Source organism: Halpernia sp. GG3 (genome assembly GCF_052976925.2).
This window is the reverse complement of the sequence record NZ_JBRIIR020000010.1, coordinates 12303-30628: the sequence shown is the minus strand read 5'-3', so window position 1 is coordinate 30628 and position 18326 is coordinate 12303. Positions and strand designations below refer to the sequence as shown.

Below are 18326 nucleotides of genomic sequence, written 5' to 3'. Positions count from 1 at the left end.
GATTTTTTAATATAATAAATTCTAAATTTTTCAATTATAATTTCACTTATTAAATATTCTTTTTGTACCAGAAATTATTTATTAAGATTTATTGTGTTTACAATCACTTAGGTTCCCAAAGTTCAATTTTATTTTCTTCACAATCTAAAATATGGATAAATTTTCCATAATCATAGGTTTCTAATTCGTCCAAAATAATGACATCAGATTTTTTTAATTCTTCTAATAATTTCTCTAAATCTTCTACGATGTAATTGATCATAAATTCTTTATTGCAAGGTTCAAAATATCCTGTATCATCTTTAAACGGGCTCCATTGTGTGGCGCCATTTTTTGAAGATTCAGAACATTCTTTCCAGTTGAAAGTTGCACCATAATCGTTAGTATCAAAACCCAAATGTTTTTTGTACCATTCTCTTAATGAAGCGGGATTTTTTGCTTTAAAAAATATTCCGCCGATGCCGATTACTTTTTTCATATGCTGTAAATTATTTTTTCAAAGGTCATATGTAATCGCCTAAATTGATCTGTGGTTGGTTGTAAAATTTGTTAATTGCGATTTCATGATTTTGTGTTTTTACCTGTTACTTAAATTTACATAAATAAATTTAAAAAAACACTTTAATAATTCAGATTGAATTTGAACTTTTAAAATAAAAAAATTAAACTTCTTTATTAGCCGCGGGTGAAGCGGCATCTTTTTATTACAGAAAACGCGCCTTTCGGCGCGTTTTCTGTAATAAAAAGATAGAGCAGAACACGGGACTCAATTTATAAAAAAGCGAAACCGTCTTGCTCCTAAGTATTTTATAAAGTTTCCTTCAACCAATCAAAAAATTCTCGTTGCCAAACCAAGCCGTTTTGTGGATGCAAAACCCAGTGATTTTCATTCGGAAAATATAGGAATTTAGTTTTCAAACCACGCAGTTTTGCCGATTGAAAGGCTTCCTGACCTTGCTCATAAGGAACGCGGTAATCAATTCCGCCTTGAATTATCATCATCGGCTTGTTCCAATTTTGCACAAAATTACTTGGGTTAAAATCGGTGTAAGATTTCGGCGTCGGTTTGTCCCACGGCGTACCACCCATTTCCCACTTCGCAAACCACAATTCTTCGGTAGTTCCGTACCAAGATTTCATATCATAAAGTCCGTCGTGCGCAATGAAAGTTTTGAATCTATTCTCATGAATTCCAGCAAGCATAAAAACGCTGTAACCACCGTAACTTGCGCCAACACAACCCATTCTGTCGCCGTCTACGTAAGGCAAAGTTTTCGCAAAATCTGTTGCAGAAAGGTAATCTTTCATAGGTTGTCCACCCCAGTCTTCGGAAATTGATTGATTCCATTCAGTACCCCAGCCGGGCATTCCGCGGCGGTTCGGTGCGACAATGATGTAACCGTTCGCAGCCATCAAAGCGAAATTCCAACGTGTGCTGAAAAATTGCGTTAAAGCAGATTGTGGTCCACCTTGGCAATATAATAATGTGGGATATTTTTTTGCGGGATCAAAATTTGGCGGATAAATAAACCAAACACCCATCTCTTTACCATCGGTGGTTTTCACCATTTTTAGTTCTGATTTACTGGGCGTTAATTGGGCGTAATTTTCTTTATTTACCTCAGTAATTTGAGCCATTTTTCCAGATTTTGAATCTACCGAAAATAAGTCTGCATTGTGATTAAAATCTGCTCTTGCTAAAATTAGCTGATTATTATTTTGTGCGATAATATCATCTACATCAAAATTCCCTGTCGTTATTTGGCTAATTTTATTAGACTTTAAATCTGCTGAAAATAATTGTGAAACCCCATGGTAAGCAGTGCTGAAATAAATATTTTTCGAATCAGTACTCCAAAAAGTAGAACCAGCAACGCTTTCATCCCAGTTTTTTGTCAGTTCAAACTTGTCCATCGTTTTAACGTTCATAACCATTAAACGATTTTTATCAGCCTCATAACCATCTCGTTCCATACTTTGCCAGGATAAATATTGACCATCTGGCGAAAATTTTGGATTAACATCATAACCTTTATTGCCTTCCGTCAAATCGGTAGTTTTCCCCGATTTCAGATCATAAGAATATAAATCTGTGTTGGTAGAAAGTGCATATTCAGTACCTGTTTTTTTCTTTGAAACGTAGATTATACTTGAAGAATCTGGATTCCAAATAAAATCTTCGGTGCCACCAAAAGGCATTTGTGGCGCATAAAATTTTTCACCTTTTAGTAAATCTTTTGCTTCGGAAGAACTTTCCGAAACATTGGATACAAAAACATGGTTGTAACCGCCTTCATTCCAAGTGTCCCAGTGACGGGCATCTAAATCGGTATAAACTTGCGCCGTTGATTTTGGCGTGTCTTTATATTTGTCTTTTCCTAAAATATTTTCAAGTTGAACTTTTTTACTAAAAGCCACTTTTTTACCGTCAGGTGAAATTCTAATATTATCGACATCTCCGATTTTATAAAAATTAGCCCACGTTTTTCCACTGTCTTTTGAGAGATAAATAATGTCACCTTCTTGGGTATAAATCCCGTTTTTGTCCCATTGAATAATTGTTTTTTTACCTAAATCTAAACTTTGTGCTGAAGAATTATTTAAATTTAAAAAGTAAGACTTTGAATTTGTTTTTTCCGTTTTTAAATCTACTTTTCCCACTTTGTAAATCAATGAAGCTTGATCGGGTGAAACAGCAGAAACCGACATCTTATTAAGTGTCCATAGTATTTCTGGTGTCATTACATGTTGTCCATTCATAAGAAAAGGCGCCGCCGTGGCGAGTAAAATATGTTTTATTTTCATTTAAATTTGGGTTAAAAATTTTTAAAATTATATAATGTTTTTAGAGATTTAAAGTATTGTCTTTCGGTTTATAATCCATATAAATTCCATTATCTATAGTTACAGATTTTACCTTTTTTGCTGTTAAAATATTTGTCTTAAAATCTTTCTCATCCGCTTTCCAAACTTCTGGAGTGAAATGTTTTGTTGATTTTGTACCGTCAGAAAATTCTGTAATGACATCAAAAGGAATTGCAAAACCACCTAAATTTTCAATATTTAAACTTAAATTTTTACCGTTTATTTTTGCAGAACTTAATTTTAAATCAATGTAATTATTGCTGTAGAACCAATTTTTCCAAAACCAAGTCAGATCTTTACCGCTTCCAGTTTCCATTGAATAGAAATAATCCCAAGGAATCGGATGCTTTCCATTCCAGTTTGACATGTAATGATGCAAGGCTTTTTTAAATAAATCATCACCTAAATAATCTTTCAACGCCAAATAAGATAAACTCGCTTTTACATAAGAATTATTACCGTAACCAGCGCCGGAAACTTGTGTGCTTTCTGAAATAATTGGTTGATCTTCATCCGAAGAAGGATCAAAAATCCAGCGTTTTACACGGAAATCTTTATAAAATTTATCAGCATATTCTTTCCCGTGTTCGCTAATGCCTATTAGATATTCAAAAGTTGTGGCCCAACCTTCATCCATGTAAGCATAACGTTTTTCGTTAATTCCCATGTAAAAAGGGAAATAAGTATGTGCAATTTCGTGATCAACTGTTAATCTGGAATCATTTAAATCATTAGGAATTGTAGAATCATTCACCATCATTGGAAATTCCATATCTGCAAAACCCTGAAAAGCCGTCATTGTAGGAAATGGATATTCTACGCCAGGCCAATTTTTAGAAAACCAGGCAATATTATATTGTTCCCATGCTGTATAATGTTCAAAATCTTTTGCACCACTTTGATAAGCCGCCTGAACGCTTACTTTTTTTGAATCTAATTGCACACTTGATGCATCCCAAACGTAAGTTGAACTTGCTGCCCAACAAAAATCTGTGATGTTATCAGCTTTAAATTTAAAAGTATTCTGGTCATTTTGAAGTGTAATTTTTCCCGATGCAACTTCACCATCTTTTGCAATGTGAATAATATCGGTGCTTACCAAAGATTTTTTAAAATCATTTAACGCATTTGTCTGTAAAACTTCTTGTGGATTTTGCATTACGCCAGTTGCGTAAACTATGTAATTTTTTGGAACCGAAATTGCAACATTATAATTATTAAAATCATTATAAAATTCATTTCTTCCCATGTGTGGAATTCTGTCCCAACCATTATAATCATCATAAACAGAAATTCTTGGGTAAGAATACGCCGCAAAAAATGTGGTTTCATTAATTTGTCCCTCTCGTCCACTTTCCTTTGATAATGGATATTCCCAAACGATTTCAAAAATATTTTTAGATTTTGGAAGCATCGCATTTTTCAACTTAACATTCCCAACGGTTCCCCAATCTTCACTTTTCACATCGTAAATTTCACCATTTACTTTAAAAGATTTTATGGTCAATCCATTATCTAAAAAATCTTTTGAAGCATTACTGGCTCGCGCTGAAGTTGGTTTGTGAACGTTATTTACAAATCTAATGACCGCAGTTTTTAAGCTGTCTGGTGAATTATTAAAATACTCAATGGTTTCTGCGCCAGAAATAACTTTTGTTTCTGGGTTCAGACTTAATTGCATGTCGTAATTCCCTTTATTTTGCCAATAATTTTTGCCTGGGCTTCCATTTTCTGTTCTCGTTCCTTTTTCCATGGCATTTTTAATATTTCTCGGCGTGTATAATTTTTGAGAAAACGCCTGAAAAGAGAATAAAATTACCGCAGCAAAAAGAAAATTTTTCATAATTATTTAGAAATTAGAGTTGAGAATTTAGATTGAGTTCTTAAGTTTAATTAAACGACTTTCAAATTTAAAAATTTAAAGTTATAAATTATTACAAATCTTATTATAATTAAAAAAAGCACAATTATAAGCCTAAGAATCGTTTTTAAAAAAATTAATTTTTTGACTTGGTGGCGCTGCTTAAAAGTGAAGTCACAACAGATAAAAAAATACTAAAAATTAGTGCCCACCAAAATCCGTCTACTTTCATTCCAGTTACGAAATGACTGGCCAAAAGAATGATTAATGCATTGATTACAAATGAAAAAAGTCCCAAAGTTATTATTGTTAATGGCAAACCTAAAATTGAAAGAATAGGTTTTATGAAAATATTAAGTAAAGCCAAAACGATTGCAAAAATTATTGCAGTATAGAAAGTTGCAATATGAATTCCTGATAAAAAATATTTTGACAAAACGAAAGCAACTGCGGCAGTTATTAAAAGACGAATAATAAATCTCATGAGTTATTTTTAATTTAATTTAAATTTAAAAAAAATATATGAGTTTTTGAAAAAAGAAAGTGAAAAAATAAAGATAAATTATAAATGTATTTAAAAATACATTATTTTTAAGAACTATAAAATAAAATTAAAAAAATCAATATGATAATTTTAAAAAATAGATATAGATATTTAATAATAATATTTCTATTTCTCTCATTTGTTAACTTTAGCAGCCAGACAAAAAATGATAATGATTGTAAATTATATATAAATGATATAGATGTAATATTAGATTCAAAACGCAATATTTTAAAGGAAAATGTAGCAGATTATTACAAAAACTCAAATAATAAATACGACATTATTTTTTACAGATCTAAATCAGGCGACAATAATATTTCATTTCGTAGAATATATAGAAATTCTGAAAATAAATGGATTTTTATAGAAATTCATAATGATAAAATTATTTCTCAGAAAGAGATAGAGTTTGATAATTCGGATATTGAAAACTTATTTAACGATTTCAAAACACAAGGAATGTCTAAATATTGTGGGGTGTGCTTTGATTGTAATGACTATATGTATTTAATTAAAAAAGATAATGAATTTTTCAGTCTTGTGACCGATTCATCATCTAATGATTTTAATGATAAAAATTTTAAAAAATTAAATCCATATTTAGAAATTTTAAATTTTTTCGAGACATTCAAATAACGTTACTTTAAACCTTTAAATTACATTTTAAAATAATGACAAAAAAACCTGAAAAATTAATTTCAGGTTTTTATATTATTTATTGAAAAATCAATGTCCTTTTAAGGCTTTAATTTTTTCCGTTAATGCCGGAATAATTTGAAAAGCATCTCCTACAACGCCATAATCAGCAGACTTGAAGAAAGGTGCTTCGGGATCGCTATTGATCACCACAATGGTTTTGGAAGAATTGACACCAGCCAAATGCTGGATTGCGCCGGAAATACCAACTGCAACATATAAATTGGGCGAAATCGCTTTCCCAGTTTGCCCAACGTGTTCTGAGTGAGGTCTCCAACCAATATCTGAAACTGGTTTTGAACAGGCTGTTGCCGCTCCCAAAACAGTGGCTAAATCTTCAACCATTCCCCAATTTTCTGCGCCTTTTAGACCTCGTCCGGCAGAAACTACTATTTCTGCTTCTTTAAGATCTAATTGTCCAGAAGATTGTTCATGAGAAATTACTTTGGTATCGTCATTTGAAATGGTTAAATTTTTCACTTCTTCTGAACCTGAAACTGCATTTTCTTTTGCACCGAAAGAGTTCTGAGAAACGGTGACAATTACGCCTTCACTTTCAGATTTTGCGTGCATGAAACCTTTGCCAGAAAATGCTTTTCTTTTAACCTGAAAGGGAGATAAATTTTCAGGTGATTCAATAACATTGGTTATCAAAGAATAATTCTTTAAGATCGCCAACATTGGTGCAACTGAAGACGCATCTGTGGTATGTGGAAAAACAATAATTTTACCATCGAAAATTTGATTTACTGCTTCCGCAAATGCTTTTGCACTAAAGTTTTTTAAACCTTCGTCTTTAATATTAAGCACTTTTTCAGCGCCATATTTATAAAGTAGATCTGACGAATCTGTCGGATTTACGGTAATTGCGGTAACTGAATCGCCTTTTTTTTCAGCGATTGATTTAGCATAAGCTATGGCCTCAAAAGCGGCTTTCTTATAGATTCCGTTTATATTTTCTGCGTATACAAATATTGCCATTTTTTAGATTTTTAAATTAAATAATGAATTAAATTACTTTCGCTTCTTCGTGAAGAAGTCTCACCAATTCATCTAAATTATCTGCACTTACCAATTTCACAGCAGCTCTAGGTGGAACGCTGTCAAAAGAAACAGAATCTACTTTTGATTCAGAATTAGTTGCTTCAACCACATTTAATACTTTAGTTCTTGCCGACATAATGCCGCGCATATTTGGAATAATTAAATCTTTTTCTTCCACTAGACCTTTCTGTCCTGCGATTACAAGTGGTAATTTAACAGATACTGTTTCTTTTCCGCCTTCAATCTCACGAATAGCGCTAATTTCTTCGGCATTTACATCTAAACCAACGCATGCGTTGATAAAAGGTTGATTTAAAAGTTGCGCCACCATCGCGGGAACCGCACCACCATTATAATCTAAAGATTCTTTCCCGCAAATAATTAAATCGTACGCTCCATTTTGTGCCACAGCCGCAATTTCCTTTGCTACTGAAAAACTATCTTTAGCTTCTTTATTTACACGAATAGCATCATTTGCGCCAATTGCTAAAGCCTTTCTGATAACTGGTTCTGTTGTGGCGTCACCAACATTTACAACGGTAACGGTTGCGCCTTGAGATTCTTGTAATTTCACCGCTTTACTTAAAGCGAATTCATCCAACGGATTAATTACCCATTGAATTCCTGTTTTATCAAATGCAGATTTGTCTGCTGTGAAATTAATCTTGGACGTCGTGTCTGGAACACTGCTTATACAAACTAATATTTTCATCTATTAATAAATTTTAATTTTTGCTAAGTTACTATTAATTTACTATGCATGCATAACATATTTAAGGTAAATATGTTTTTTGCATAGTATCAACTATTTGGTTTTGATGGTCTAACTTCTATTTTACTTGGTAGAGTTCTTGGATTCATTTTTAATAGATCCAAAACCAAATGTCCAATATCTTCTGGTTGAATTTTCCAGGCATCTTTTTCTGTCACGTTATGATCGTTAAAATTTGTTGCAACTGAACCCGGCATAATCGTAGAAACTTTAATATTATATTTTCTTAAATCGATCATGGCAGCTTGCGTAAAACCAACTACGCCGAACTTTGAAGCATTATAACCAGCGCCTTTTTCAAAGAAATTGGTTCCCGCTAAACTTGAAATAGTAATATAATAACCCTCGGATTTTTTCAATTCTTCCACACTTGCTTTTAAAGTATGAAAAGCGCCGGTAAGATTGGTGTCAATCATGTCATTCCAATTATCTAAACTCATTTCATCAACTGGCGCAAAATGACCCAAACCGGCATTCGCAATAACAACATCCACTGAGCCGAATTTATTTTTAATTTTTTCAATAGCGTTCTGCTCATCTTCGAAGTTTCTTACATTCGAAACAATACTTATCACCTGGTTTTTGTATTCTGAAAGTTTAGACAATGCTTCATCTAAATCTTTTTCTTTCCTTCCACTAATAGCAACATTATAGCCGTTTTCTAGTAATATTTTTGCGACACCTAAACCTATTCCTTTGCTTCCGCCAGTTACGTAAGCTGTTTTTTTATCTGACATTTTTTTAATTTTTAATTTCATTAAATATAAGAAAAAACGCTTCACAAGGAAGCGCTAAATTAAGTTTTAGGAAAACTTTAACCTTGCGTGTAATATTTAAAGAATAGCGGAATACTCTGTATCCCCTTGTAAAAATTAAATAAACCATAATGCTCATTTGGCGAGTGAATCGCGTCTGAATCCAAACCAAATCCCATTAAAACAGATTTTGCATTTAAAACTTTCTCAAACATGGAGGTAATTGGTATACTTCCGCCACTTCTATAAGGTAAAACTTCTTTGCTAAACGCTTCTTCCATTGCTTTTTTTGCCGCTAAAAATTCTTTTGTATCGCTTGGTAAAACGTAAGGCATTCCACCGTGGTGTGGCGTAATTTTTATTTTCACATTATCTGGTGTAATTTTCTTAAAATAAGTGGTGAATTTCTCAGTAATTTCTTCTGGTGTCTGGTAAGGCACTAATCGCATCGATATTTTCGCATAAGCTTTGGACGGAATTACCGTTTTTGCACCTTCTCCAATGTAACCACCCCAAATTCCATTCGCATCTAAAGTCGGTCGAATTGATGTCCGTTCTAAAGTAGTAAAACCAAGTTCGCCTTCTACTCCATTTAAACCGATTGATTTTTTAAAATGTTCTGGATCATCTTTCAATTCATTCATCTTTCCTCTTTCTTCCAAAGAAACTTCTTCTACATTGTCATAAAATCCATCGACGGTAATTCTTCCATTTTCATCAACTAATTTCGCAATCATTCTAGATAAAACATGGATCGGGTTCGGAACTGCACCGCCGTAAAGTCCGGAATGCAAATCTCTGTTGGGTCCCTCCACTTCAACTTCCACATAACTTAATCCGCGTAAACCAGTCGTGACAGTTGGTTGCTCATTAGAATAAATGTGCGTGTCAGAAATTAAAATCACATCACACGCTAATTTTTCTTTATTTTCATTAACGAAAACACCTAAATTTATAGATCCTATTTCCTCCTCTCCTTCAATAATAAATTTAACATTGCACGGTAAAGAATTAGTTTGCATCATTACTTCAAATGCTTTTACGTGCATAAAAAACTGTCCTTTATCATCGGCAGAACCGCGCGCAAAAATAGCACCTTCAGGATGTAATTCTGTTTTTTTAATAACTGGTTCAAAAGGTGGCGAAGTCCATAATTCTATTGGATCTGCGGGCTGCACATCATAATGACCATAAACTAAAATAGTTGGAAGATTTTTATCTAAAAATTTTTCGCCATAAACAATCGGATTTCCTTTCGTTTGGCACACTTCAACTTTATCTGCACCTGCACTTTTTAAAAATTTAGCCACTTCATCAGCACACTTTAAGACTTCGCTTTTATAGGCTGGATCTGCACTAATAGAAGCAATCTTTAAAAGTGAAATAAGTTCATCTACGAAACGAGATTTATTTTCTTCAATGTATTTTGATGTATTTTCCATTTTAATAATTTAAAATTAATGAGGGTAAAAATAAAAAAAATGGCCTGCAAAAGCAAGACATTTCCTTAATTTATTTGAGTAAAATTCGATTTATTTAGCAGCTGGTGCTTTCACAGCAACTTCAGCTGCTGCTTTTTTCACCATTAGATCTGGCTCTATTAAATTTGGCTTTCCTACTTTACTACTTTCATCCTTCTTCACATAAGTCGATTTTGGCGCATCTTTATCAGTATAATGCACTATACTATCTGTTAATTTTAGATTATCTGGATTTCCGTCAGGTTGATATTTGTGACAAGAAGTAACTGCGAAAGCAAAAATTAGTATTAAAATATATTTTTTCATTTATTTATTTAAAGTGCAAAAATAGGAAATATTAAGATTTTAACAAAACTTTTAAATTTTATTTTTAAGATGAGCGAAGGATTATTTTAGAAGATAAAGTTTGCGTGAAAATAAGATAGTTATCACCGCCATCTTTTATCTTATATTTCTTCTTTATTTCTACAGGTTTCAACGGATAATTTTTACAAATAATATTATAAAAATCACCTTTTTTTATTTTTTTAGAATCAATTTTTTCAATTTTTAAAGTACGTCCAGGAAAATTTAACTTTAGTTCGTCAGAGGTATAAAAATGCGAATTCGGATGTAATTTTTTTAAATTAAATTTTTGCGAAATACTACTAAAACCACCAGATTTTAAAATAGAATTATTTGGAATATAAAGATATTTTAATGGTTCCGAAAACTCACAATTTATGGATTTTTCTTCATCAAAATAAAATTCAAAATCTAGTTCCTCACTTTCTAAATTAGTACAAATACAGTTTACTTTTTTTTCTATTTTATTTGAATTTAATAGAACTACAATCTCTTTTACTTCATTTTTAACTGCAATGATATAAATGGTTTGCAAGTTTTTTAGGACAGAAATTAAATAAGACGAATCAATTAAAGGCGATAATTTAATTAAAATTTGATTTGATATTTTTAATAGTTTTACTTGGATTTCCAGAATATTGGGTGACAAATCCTCTAATAGAAAAACCTTCTTTTTTTCTGAATCTCGTCTAGCTGGATCAAGGTAAATTAAATCAAATTTATTGTTGTTTTTATCTAAAAAATCTTCTAAATTTTCATTTTCAAAGACTGCTTTTTTATCTAAAATTTTCCAGTTATATTCAACGTTATTTAAAAGTGTTGTGTCTTTTTCAACTAAAGTAATTTCTTTAAAATTCTCTGAAAAAAAATAGGCGTCAATACCAAAACCGGCAGTTAAATCTAAAAATTTTTCGCCTCTAAAAAGTTGTGATTTATATTTGGAAGTAGCCTGAGAAGAACTTTGCTCTAAATTTAGATGGGGTGGAAAAATAATTCCATGTTTCAGCAAAAAGGGAAATTTCTTTACCGCCACATTTTTGCCTTTTATTTGTTCTACAATGTCCAACATTGAAACTTCGGGAAAAGATGATTTTTTTAATAATAAAGAATGCAAATCAGATTTGAGATTTGCATTGATAAAATTTTGGATTTCCGGATTTAAAACAAATAAATTCACAATAAGCAATTTTATTCAAACATTTCAGCCCAACGAATCGGTTTTAAAACAGTTTCATTATATAAATCTGAAATTTCTTTCGTCTGATTTAATTTCGGATAAAGATTAACGCCGATTAATTTAATTTTTCCCTCTTCAACCCATTTCTGTTCTGAAACTGCGTGATTATAAATTAATTTTTGAAGTTCGCCTGATTTCATTATTTCAGAATATCCACCCATTTCTTCAAATTTTAAAAATAACTGCCAAGATTTTTCTGCAATTTGCTGAGTCAAATCCTCTACAAAATAACTGCCATTTGCTGAATCATCAAAGACATTAATTATACTTTCATAAGCCAAAACAATCTGTTGTTTGAAAGAAATTTCTGTGGAAAGTTCAGTTGGATTTTCTACTAAATAATTGTTACTAAAAACGGCATCTACGCCGCCAATCATCGCCGCAGACAATTCTAAAGTTGAACGAATTAAGTTGTTTTCTGGATCATTTTTAGATTTATTCCTCAATGAAGTTTCAGCGAAAATATAAGGAATTTCATCTTTTCCGTATTCTTTTGAGAGTTGGTTAAACACCAATTTAAAAGTCCGTATTTTTGAAATTTCAAAAAAATAATTACTACCAACCGCTAATTTAAAAATTAATTTATCTAAAACATCTTTACCAAAAATTTCTATTAAGTCTTTAGTTTTTGCTAATGCGATTGCTAACTGCTGAATAATTGAAGCGCCACAATTTTGGTGAAAACTGACGTCAATGCAAATGTTTCTTTTAAAATTCTTAGCAAGTAATTCTTTTCCCAGTTGAGAATTTAAAATCCCTGAATTTTTTTTATCGTCAAAAATATCAATTAAAGAATAATAATCATCTTCCTCTTCCACTTTTATATATTCTGCTAAATCTTTATCCGCAATAAAAAATGTTTTATCTACCAGATCATCAACATTTTCAGTAAGTAAAAATGCAAAAACATCTTCTTCTAAAGATTCATCATATTTTGAAACTAAATGCGTGCTTTCGGCAATTTTTGGAAGATTTTTTAAAGGTTTTAAAACTTCTGAATTATAGGCTTTAACAGTTAAATTTTCTAAATTTTCAACATTCAAAATAGTATAAATATCCTCGGACTTTAATTGCATTTTGACGAGATTTTCCCAATCTGACTGGCTTTTACTTGGAAACATTTAATTAAATTTTAGACTATTAAAATTAGATAAGAAAATTATGTTAAGGATTTGTTTTTTTTGTAATATTTGAGCTGTCAACCACTATGATGAAGATTTCTTCATTCGGTTTTTTCATAAAGTAATTTTCACGTGCAAATTTTACTTTCTCAGATTTGTTGTTCATTAATTTCATATAAAATGAATTATTTTTTTCATATTCGCTTTTATAATGTGCTAATTGTTGCTCATTTTTAGTTATATTTCCATCTATTTCATTGATAACCAAAAAAGAAGTACTGTCAAAAAATACCATCCAAATTAAAAATAAAAAAATTGTGATAACGTATTTATTTAGCACATATTTTTTTAAAAATCTGAAAACTTCATTTGGCTTTTTGATGTCTTTAATGAGATTTTTCATCAATGTGTTTTTTTAAGTGAATTATTGATCACAGTTGTCAGAAAATCAATGGCAACAGAATTTCTTTTCATATTCGGAACTATTAAATCTGCTTCATTTTTAGATGGCTCAATAAATTCCTGATGCATTGGTTTTAAAGTGGTTTGATAACGGTGCAAAACTTCCTGCAGATCTCTCCCTCTTTCTTGTGTGTCACGACGGATTCTACGAATTAAACGTTCGTCCGAATCTGCATGAACAAAAACTTTTAAATTATATTCTTTCAACAACTCCGGATTTGTCAACACTAAAATTCCTTCCACAATTAAAACATTTTTAGGCTCAACTATGACGTAATCACCTGATCGAGAATGCGTTACAAAAGAATAAATAGGCTGTTCGATTGCTGTATTGCTTTTAAGCGCCCTAACATGGTTTAACATTAGTTCAAAATCAATTGATTTTGGATGATCATAATTAAGCATTTCTCGCTCAGAAAGAGTAAGATTCTGATTATCATGGTAATAATTATCCTGAGAAAGCACATTAACACCTTCCGTATTCAATTGCTGAAGAATTTTATTAACAACTGTGGTTTTCCCAGAACCAGTTCCCCCTGCAATACCAATAACGAGCATAAAACTATTTTTTACAAAGATAATTATAATTGTGAATTTTAGATGCTAATGTCACTTTTTAAATAAAATTGAGAACTTGAAAACATTTAGCCCTTTGGCGATATTCCAAGAATAAAATAAACTACAGCCTGAACTCTTGCTAGAAATTCTCTGGATTGGTTTCGATAAAAACTACGGTTAGAAAGAACATCTTGCGCATCAAATCCTAATGCATTCATATGTTGATTTCTTGCAAAAAATAACGCTCGAAGATTGTGATAACCTTGTGAAACGATGATCACACTACTTTGCTGGTAGACATTCTTGCAGTTTAAAATACTTTTATGCGTGTTAAAACCAGTTGGATCTTCAATAATTATATTTTCTGGAACGCCTTCCTGATAAATTAAAAAATGTTTCATCGCCGCTGGTTCATCGTAATGTTCACTTTTCTCACCGCTCACAATTATTTTTTTTATTTTGTCATGGTGGTATAAAGTCGCCGTTGCATCCATTCTTCTAGTAAAATAAGGATTTGCATTTCCCGACATAGTTCTTGGCGAAGTTCCCAAAACTAAAGCCACTTCTCTGGATGGAATTTGAGAAATCTTAGTGTATGTTCTACCATTTGTAAGTGAGAAAACCCAAATATTAGCTAAAAACATTAGTATCAAACCAATCTGCAAAAGGTTTATAAAAATTTTAAATATGTTAATTATTTTTCTCAAACTGAGTCAAAATTAACCTTTATTTTTTTACTCAAAATAACCGTTTGACAGGCCAAAATTTTTCCGCTAACTTCTTCTTTTTCTGTTAAGTATTCATTTTCCAGTAATTCAATTTCGCCATTTTCTAAGGTACATTCGCAAATTCCACAAATTCCTGATTTACAAGAATACGGAACTTTAAAACCTTGATCTAAAAGTTGTTGCAGAAGTTTATATTTATTGTTTTGAAGCGTAGTTGTAAACTTTTCGCCATACAATTGAAATTCTACTTCAATATTTTCGATTAAAGGAAACTCTTTTTCTGTGGGATAAATGTCTTCATTAAAAGTATCAAATAATTCAAAATGAATATTTTTCTTAGGAATTCCGCGTTTAAAAGATTCATTAGCCAAAGATTTTATCATTTCACCTGGGCCGCAAATTAAAATTTCATCAACAGCATCCCAAATCGTAGATTCTTCATCTGTATCGTCTAGATTCAATATTTGGTTGATTATAAGATGCAATTTTTTATCATTTAAATGTCCTTGAAATAAGTGATTTGTAGGTTCTTTTGAAAAAAAATAATAAATTTCTAACCGGTCTTTATATTGATTCAGCAAAGCATCTAATTCTTGTTTAAATGGAATTTCGACGGAATAAGCGTTTCCGAAAAACAGAAAAAACCGTGTTCGAGGCTCTTCGTGAAGAGTATTTTTTAAATGACTTAAAATAGGCGTAATTCCGATTCCAGCTGCAAAACCTAAAATAGTTCGGTGCTCATTGGGTTTAGAATTTAAAGTGAATCTTCCAGCAGGTTCACTTAATTCCAAAAAATCCCCCTTATTGTAATTTTCAAATAAATGATTCGTGAAACTTTCCTTATCGCCCAATTTTATACCTAACTCAATTTTATTTTCAAACGGAGCAGTGGTTATAGAATAATCTTTCAGAGTTTCTTCACCTAGATAATGACTTCTAAAACTTAAATATTGTCCCGCTTCAAATCTGAAATTTTCCTTAAGTGTAATCGGAATTTCAAACTCTAACGTAAATATTGTTTTGGTAAGTTGTTCCTTTTTCGTTATTTTTAACGAATGAAATAGAGGTTTTTTGGCCTCTGGTAAATTTATATTCATACTAATCACTCAAAAATAAGAAAAATAAAAGTTATGCGAAAATTAATCTTATCAGTTTTATTTTTAGGCGCTCTTTCTGCGTGTAAAAAAGAAACAAAAATTGTAGACAAGAATACGGACAAAAAAGATTCTACAACAGCTGCTACTACAAAGCCGGCTGCATCTAACTTAATTTCAAATTTAAAAGAATCTACACCTGCGCAAGTTGCAGATCATCTAAAAAATAAAGACAATGATACATTATATGTGACCAATTTCTTCGCAACTTGGTGCGGTCCATGTATGGCAGAAATTCCTCATTTTAAAGAAAAAATAGCAGAATTAAAAGGCAAACCAGTGAAATTTACTTTTATAGATATCGATGAAAAATCTGATTGGAATGGTGCTGTAAAGAATTTCGCTGCAAAAAATGATTTACAAAATCATATTATGTTAGTTGATCACACAAAATTAGATCCCGCATTTTTTAAAGCTAATTTTGATAAATGGGACGGACAAGCAATTCCTTACACCATTATGAAAAAAGGAAAAAGAACGGAAGAAACTTTGGGGAATATGAGTGCAGAAATGCTAGATCAAAAGTTGGCTTCATTTAAATAAATCATAAATTCTAAAAGCCGTTTAAAGTAAATTTTAGACGGTTTTTTGTATTTATAACTTCATGAAATATTTTATTTTGGATGAAAATTAGTTTTAAAAAGCTTTTATTTTTTTTGTTAATAATTGGTTCTCTGGCAATTATTACAAATCTATTCACGGGCTATATTCCTTTAAATTTTTCAGATTTTTTTTCGTCAAATTCTTCAAATTTTGATATCGCACAATTGCGCATAAACCGCGTTTTAATAATGCTTTTAGCTGGAATTTCCATTCCAACTTCAGGCTTTCTTTTACAAGAATATTTTCAAAATCCATTGGCCGGCCCCTCGGTTTTAGGAATTACTTCAGTCGCAAGTTTAAGTGTGGCTTTTTATATTTTTTTCTCGCAAAATTGGGTGTTGCCAGATTTTCTACAAAATAGTTTTTTGAGCATCACTGCAATTTCTGGAAGTTTTGTTTTAATGCTTATTTTACTTTTGTTTTCAGATAAATTTCAAGATAAAAGTTTCATTATTATTTTTGGTTTTTTAATTTCTGCTTTGGCGGGAGCAATCGTTTCAATTTTGCAATTTTATGCGGAAAATCAAAGTTTAAAAAACTATGTATTGTGGAGTTTTGGGGCAAATAATCAAGTAAGTTTTGGTCAAATTACTGTTCTTTCAATTTTAATTTTAATCGGTTTATTTCTAAGTTTTAAATGTTTAAAACCTTTGATAGGAAATAGTTTAGGTTCGGCTTATGCGCAAAGCTTTGGCGTTAATTTAAAGCATTTAAAATACCTAATCATTCTTGCATCTTCCCTACTTTCTGCATCTGTCACCGCATTTTTAGGACCGATTTTATTTATTGGGATTGTCGTTCCGCATTTTGCAAGATTACTTTACAATCCTTCCAAACTTTGGCACCAATGGATTTTGAATATGATTGTAGGAATCTGTATTATGGAAGTATTTTCAGTAATTTCGGAAGTGTCGCAATGGCCTTTAAACATTATCACTTCCCTCTTTGGAATTCCAGTAATAATATTAATGTTAGTCGGTAAAAATAAATTCGCAAATACATGATTTGTCAATGACTTTAAAATTAAAAAATATCACAATCGGTTATTCTAAACCTTTAATTTCAAACGGAAATATGAGTTTGGAAACTGGCGATGTTTGCTTAATAATTGGTGATAACGGCGTTGGAAAAACTACATTAATTAAAACAATTTTAGGTCAAAACGATTTACTTTTAGGCAGTATTTTTGTTGATCAAATAAATATCAAAGATTTAACTTCAAAAGATATTGCTCAGAAAATTTCCGTTGTTTTTTCTAAATCTCATATTCCCAATCATTTTACAGTTACAGATTTAATTGCCTTTGGCAAATACATTCACTATCCCTATTATTTTAAATTAAAACCCATTGATTTACAAGAAATTGACACCATTATTGATCATCTTGGTTTAAAAGAATTTGAAAATTTTCAGTTGCAGAATTTATCCGATGGTAATTTACAAAAAGCCTTTATCGGAAGGGCTTTAGCGCAAAACACACCCATCATTATTTTAGATGAACCGACAACGCATTTGGACGAAAAAAACAAGTTGATGATTCTAAATTTACTACGAAATATTGCAAAAAAACAAAATAAAATAATCTTATTTTCATCTCATGATTGGCGTCTAGCAAAAGAATTTAGCGACAAGATCTGTCTTCTCAAAGACAGTCAATTATTTTCTGGAATTGCAGAAGATGTTCTTCTAAATCATCCAAAATTAGCCAGCCCAAAACTGTACAATTTTAATTCCGAATTTGTTTCGCCAAAAATTATTGCACCAGAATTACAGAAAGAATTGCTCTATTCTTTTCTTCAAAAAAACCATCCAAAAAATCTTAAAAACTATAAATTTATTTGGAGTGATAATTATTGGGAAGTTTTTGTTGATGATAAACAAGAAAAAGCGACCACATTTCTAGAAATCACAAAGTTACTTTCAAACCTTCATTAAATCAATAACTTTTCACTTTTTTAAATTTATTATGCATGCATAGTATTATGCAATTCATATTAATTAAATAACTGTAAATCAATATATTAGCCAAATCTATTTCTTCAAAGTACTATGCATGCATAATATTTTGTATATTTGAGTAACAGATAATTTAATGAT

The 18326-nt window shown here is 31.1% G+C and carries 19 protein-coding genes; 4 read left to right on the top strand and 15 right to left on the bottom strand.

What is annotated here, in order from left to right; all coding sequences use genetic code 11:
* Positions 1-103: 103 nt before the first annotated feature.
* The 4 genes from ACVBED_RS04560 to ACVBED_RS04545 all read right to left on the bottom strand — a co-directional run bounded on the left by ACVBED_RS04560 (position 104) and on the right by ACVBED_RS04545 (position 5210).
* Positions 104-478, bottom strand: a complete 375-nt coding sequence (locus ACVBED_RS04560; protein ID WP_447118891.1) for a VOC family protein — start codon at positions 476-478, stop codon at positions 104-106.
* Positions 479-807: 329 nt separating this feature from the next.
* Complete coding sequence (locus ACVBED_RS04555) at positions 808-2805, bottom strand: S9 family peptidase (RefSeq protein ID WP_473094566.1); 1998 nt, start codon at positions 2803-2805, stop codon at positions 808-810.
* Positions 2806-2845: 40 nt separating this feature from the next.
* A complete protein-coding gene (locus ACVBED_RS04550; protein WP_447118889.1) occupies positions 2846-4708 on the bottom strand; it encodes a M1 family metallopeptidase in 1863 nt (620 codons plus the stop codon).
* A gap of 154 nt (positions 4709-4862) precedes the next feature.
* Positions 4863-5210, bottom strand: a complete 348-nt coding sequence (locus ACVBED_RS04545) for a phage holin family protein (protein WP_447118887.1) — start codon at positions 5208-5210, stop codon at positions 4863-4865.
* Positions 5211-5351: 141 nt separating this feature from the next.
* On the opposite strand from ACVBED_RS04545, the gene ACVBED_RS04540 reads away from it, so the two are divergent.
* The gene (locus tag ACVBED_RS04540) at positions 5352-5909 is read left to right on the top strand and encodes a hypothetical protein (RefSeq protein WP_447118885.1); all 558 of its coding nucleotides are present in this window, start codon (positions 5352-5354) and stop codon (positions 5907-5909) included.
* 90 nt (positions 5910-5999) lie between these two features.
* Here the strand turns inward: ACVBED_RS04540 and ACVBED_RS04535 are convergent, their stop codons facing one another.
* From ACVBED_RS04535 to ACVBED_RS04485, 11 genes are all read right to left on the bottom strand, one after another.
* The gene (locus tag ACVBED_RS04535; RefSeq protein WP_447118883.1) at positions 6000-6950 is read right to left on the bottom strand and encodes an electron transfer flavoprotein subunit alpha/FixB family protein; all 951 of its coding nucleotides are present in this window, start codon (positions 6948-6950) and stop codon (positions 6000-6002) included.
* A 28-nt stretch (positions 6951-6978) separates the two neighbouring features.
* The gene (locus ACVBED_RS04530) at positions 6979-7725 is read right to left on the bottom strand and encodes an electron transfer flavoprotein subunit beta/FixA family protein (protein WP_447118881.1); all 747 of its coding nucleotides are present in this window, start codon (positions 7723-7725) and stop codon (positions 6979-6981) included.
* Between the two features lie 89 nt (positions 7726-7814).
* Positions 7815-8522: an SDR family oxidoreductase gene (locus ACVBED_RS04525; protein WP_447118879.1), complete on the bottom strand. Its 708-nt coding sequence runs from the start codon at positions 8520-8522 to the stop codon at positions 7815-7817.
* A gap of 77 nt (positions 8523-8599) precedes the next feature.
* On the bottom strand, positions 8600-9982 hold the full coding sequence (locus ACVBED_RS04520; RefSeq protein WP_447118877.1) for a dipeptidase: 1383 nt from the start codon (positions 9980-9982) through the stop codon (positions 8600-8602).
* A gap of 90 nt (positions 9983-10072) precedes the next feature.
* On the bottom strand, positions 10073-10327 hold the full coding sequence (locus ACVBED_RS04515; protein WP_447118875.1) for a hypothetical protein: 255 nt from the start codon (positions 10325-10327) through the stop codon (positions 10073-10075).
* Positions 10328-10391: 64 nt separating this feature from the next.
* Positions 10392-11543: a class I SAM-dependent methyltransferase gene (locus ACVBED_RS04510; RefSeq protein WP_447118873.1), complete on the bottom strand. Its 1152-nt coding sequence runs from the start codon at positions 11541-11543 to the stop codon at positions 10392-10394.
* Between the two features lie 11 nt (positions 11544-11554).
* On the bottom strand, positions 11555-12724 hold the full coding sequence (locus tag ACVBED_RS04505; protein ID WP_473094565.1) for a methylmalonyl-CoA mutase family protein: 1170 nt from the start codon (positions 12722-12724) through the stop codon (positions 11555-11557).
* Positions 12725-12767: 43 nt separating this feature from the next.
* Positions 12768-13127 carry an FtsB family cell division protein gene (locus ACVBED_RS04500; protein WP_447118869.1) on the bottom strand — a complete coding sequence of 120 codons (360 nt, stop codon included), beginning with the start codon at positions 13125-13127 and terminating at the stop codon, positions 12768-12770.
* Positions 13127-13744, bottom strand: a complete 618-nt coding sequence (udk, locus tag ACVBED_RS04495) for a uridine kinase (protein ID WP_473094564.1) — start codon at positions 13742-13744, stop codon at positions 13127-13129. Before udk ends, ACVBED_RS04500 begins: the two co-directional genes overlap by 1 nt.
* An 86-nt stretch (positions 13745-13830) precedes the next feature.
* Positions 13831-14388 (bottom strand): SanA/YdcF family protein, encoded by a 558-nt coding sequence (locus ACVBED_RS04490; protein WP_447118867.1) that lies wholly within the window; start codon positions 14386-14388, stop codon positions 13831-13833.
* Positions 14389-14447: 59 nt separating this feature from the next.
* Positions 14448-15569: a flavin reductase family protein gene (locus tag ACVBED_RS04485; protein WP_447118865.1), complete on the bottom strand. Its 1122-nt coding sequence runs from the start codon at positions 15567-15569 to the stop codon at positions 14448-14450.
* Positions 15570-15602: 33 nt separating this feature from the next.
* Here ACVBED_RS04485 and ACVBED_RS04480 point away from each other — a divergent pair, with 33 nt between their 5' ends.
* From ACVBED_RS04480 to ACVBED_RS04470, 3 genes are all read left to right on the top strand, one after another.
* Positions 15603-16169, top strand: coding sequence for a TlpA family protein disulfide reductase (locus tag ACVBED_RS04480; RefSeq protein ID WP_447118863.1), 567 nt, complete (start codon positions 15603-15605; stop codon positions 16167-16169).
* An 80-nt stretch (positions 16170-16249) separates the two neighbouring features.
* A complete protein-coding gene (locus tag ACVBED_RS04475) occupies positions 16250-17233 on the top strand; it encodes an iron chelate uptake ABC transporter family permease subunit (RefSeq protein ID WP_447118861.1) in 984 nt (327 codons plus the stop codon).
* Positions 17234-17240: 7 nt separating this feature from the next.
* Positions 17241-18164: an ABC transporter ATP-binding protein gene (locus ACVBED_RS04470; RefSeq protein ID WP_447118859.1), complete on the top strand. Its 924-nt coding sequence runs from the start codon at positions 17241-17243 to the stop codon at positions 18162-18164.
* Positions 18165-18326: the final 162 nt, after the last annotated feature.

Bases quoted from the DNA above. Each gene is read 5' to 3' on its own strand.
- ACVBED_RS04560 (WP_447118891.1), bottom strand. From the start codon at position 478: ATGAAAAAAGTAATCGGCATCGGCGGAATATTTTTTAAAGCAAAAAAT.
- ACVBED_RS04555 (WP_473094566.1), bottom strand. From the start codon at position 2,805: ATGAAAATAAAACATATTTTACTCGCCACGGCGGCGCCTTTTCTTATG.
- ACVBED_RS04550 (WP_447118889.1), bottom strand. From the start codon at position 4,708: ATGAAAAATTTTCTTTTTGCTGCGGTAATTTTATTCTCTTTTCAGGCG.
- ACVBED_RS04545 (WP_447118887.1), bottom strand. From the start codon at position 5,210: ATGAGATTTATTATTCGTCTTTTAATAACTGCCGCAGTTGCTTTCGTT.
- ACVBED_RS04540 (WP_447118885.1), top strand. From the start codon at position 5,352: ATGATAATTTTAAAAAATAGATATAGATATTTAATAATAATATTTCTA.
- ACVBED_RS04535 (WP_447118883.1), bottom strand. From the start codon at position 6,950: ATGGCAATATTTGTATACGCAGAAAATATAAACGGAATCTATAAGAAA.
- ACVBED_RS04530 (WP_447118881.1), bottom strand. From the start codon at position 7,725: ATGAAAATATTAGTTTGTATAAGCAGTGTTCCAGACACGACGTCCAAG.
- ACVBED_RS04525 (WP_447118879.1), bottom strand. From the start codon at position 8,522: ATGTCAGATAAAAAAACAGCTTACGTAACTGGCGGAAGCAAAGGAATA.
- ACVBED_RS04520 (WP_447118877.1), bottom strand. From the start codon at position 9,982: ATGGAAAATACATCAAAATACATTGAAGAAAATAAATCTCGTTTCGTA.
- ACVBED_RS04515 (WP_447118875.1), bottom strand. From the start codon at position 10,327: ATGAAAAAATATATTTTAATACTAATTTTTGCTTTCGCAGTTACTTCT.
- ACVBED_RS04505 (WP_473094565.1), bottom strand. From the start codon at position 12,724: ATGTTTCCAAGTAAAAGCCAGTCAGATTGGGAAAATCTCGTCAAAATG.
- ACVBED_RS04500 (WP_447118869.1), bottom strand. From the start codon at position 13,127: ATGAAAAATCTCATTAAAGACATCAAAAAGCCAAATGAAGTTTTCAGA.
- udk (WP_473094564.1), bottom strand. From the start codon at position 13,744: ATGCTCGTTATTGGTATTGCAGGGGGAACTGGTTCTGGGAAAACCACA.
- ACVBED_RS04490 (WP_447118867.1), bottom strand. From the start codon at position 14,388: ATGTTTTTAGCTAATATTTGGGTTTTCTCACTTACAAATGGTAGAACA.
- ACVBED_RS04485 (WP_447118865.1), bottom strand. From the start codon at position 15,569: ATGAATATAAATTTACCAGAGGCCAAAAAACCTCTATTTCATTCGTTA.
- ACVBED_RS04480 (WP_447118863.1), top strand. From the start codon at position 15,603: ATGCGAAAATTAATCTTATCAGTTTTATTTTTAGGCGCTCTTTCTGCG.
- ACVBED_RS04475 (WP_447118861.1), top strand. From the start codon at position 16,250: ATGAAAATTAGTTTTAAAAAGCTTTTATTTTTTTTGTTAATAATTGGT.
- ACVBED_RS04470 (WP_447118859.1), top strand. From the start codon at position 17,241: ATGACTTTAAAATTAAAAAATATCACAATCGGTTATTCTAAACCTTTA.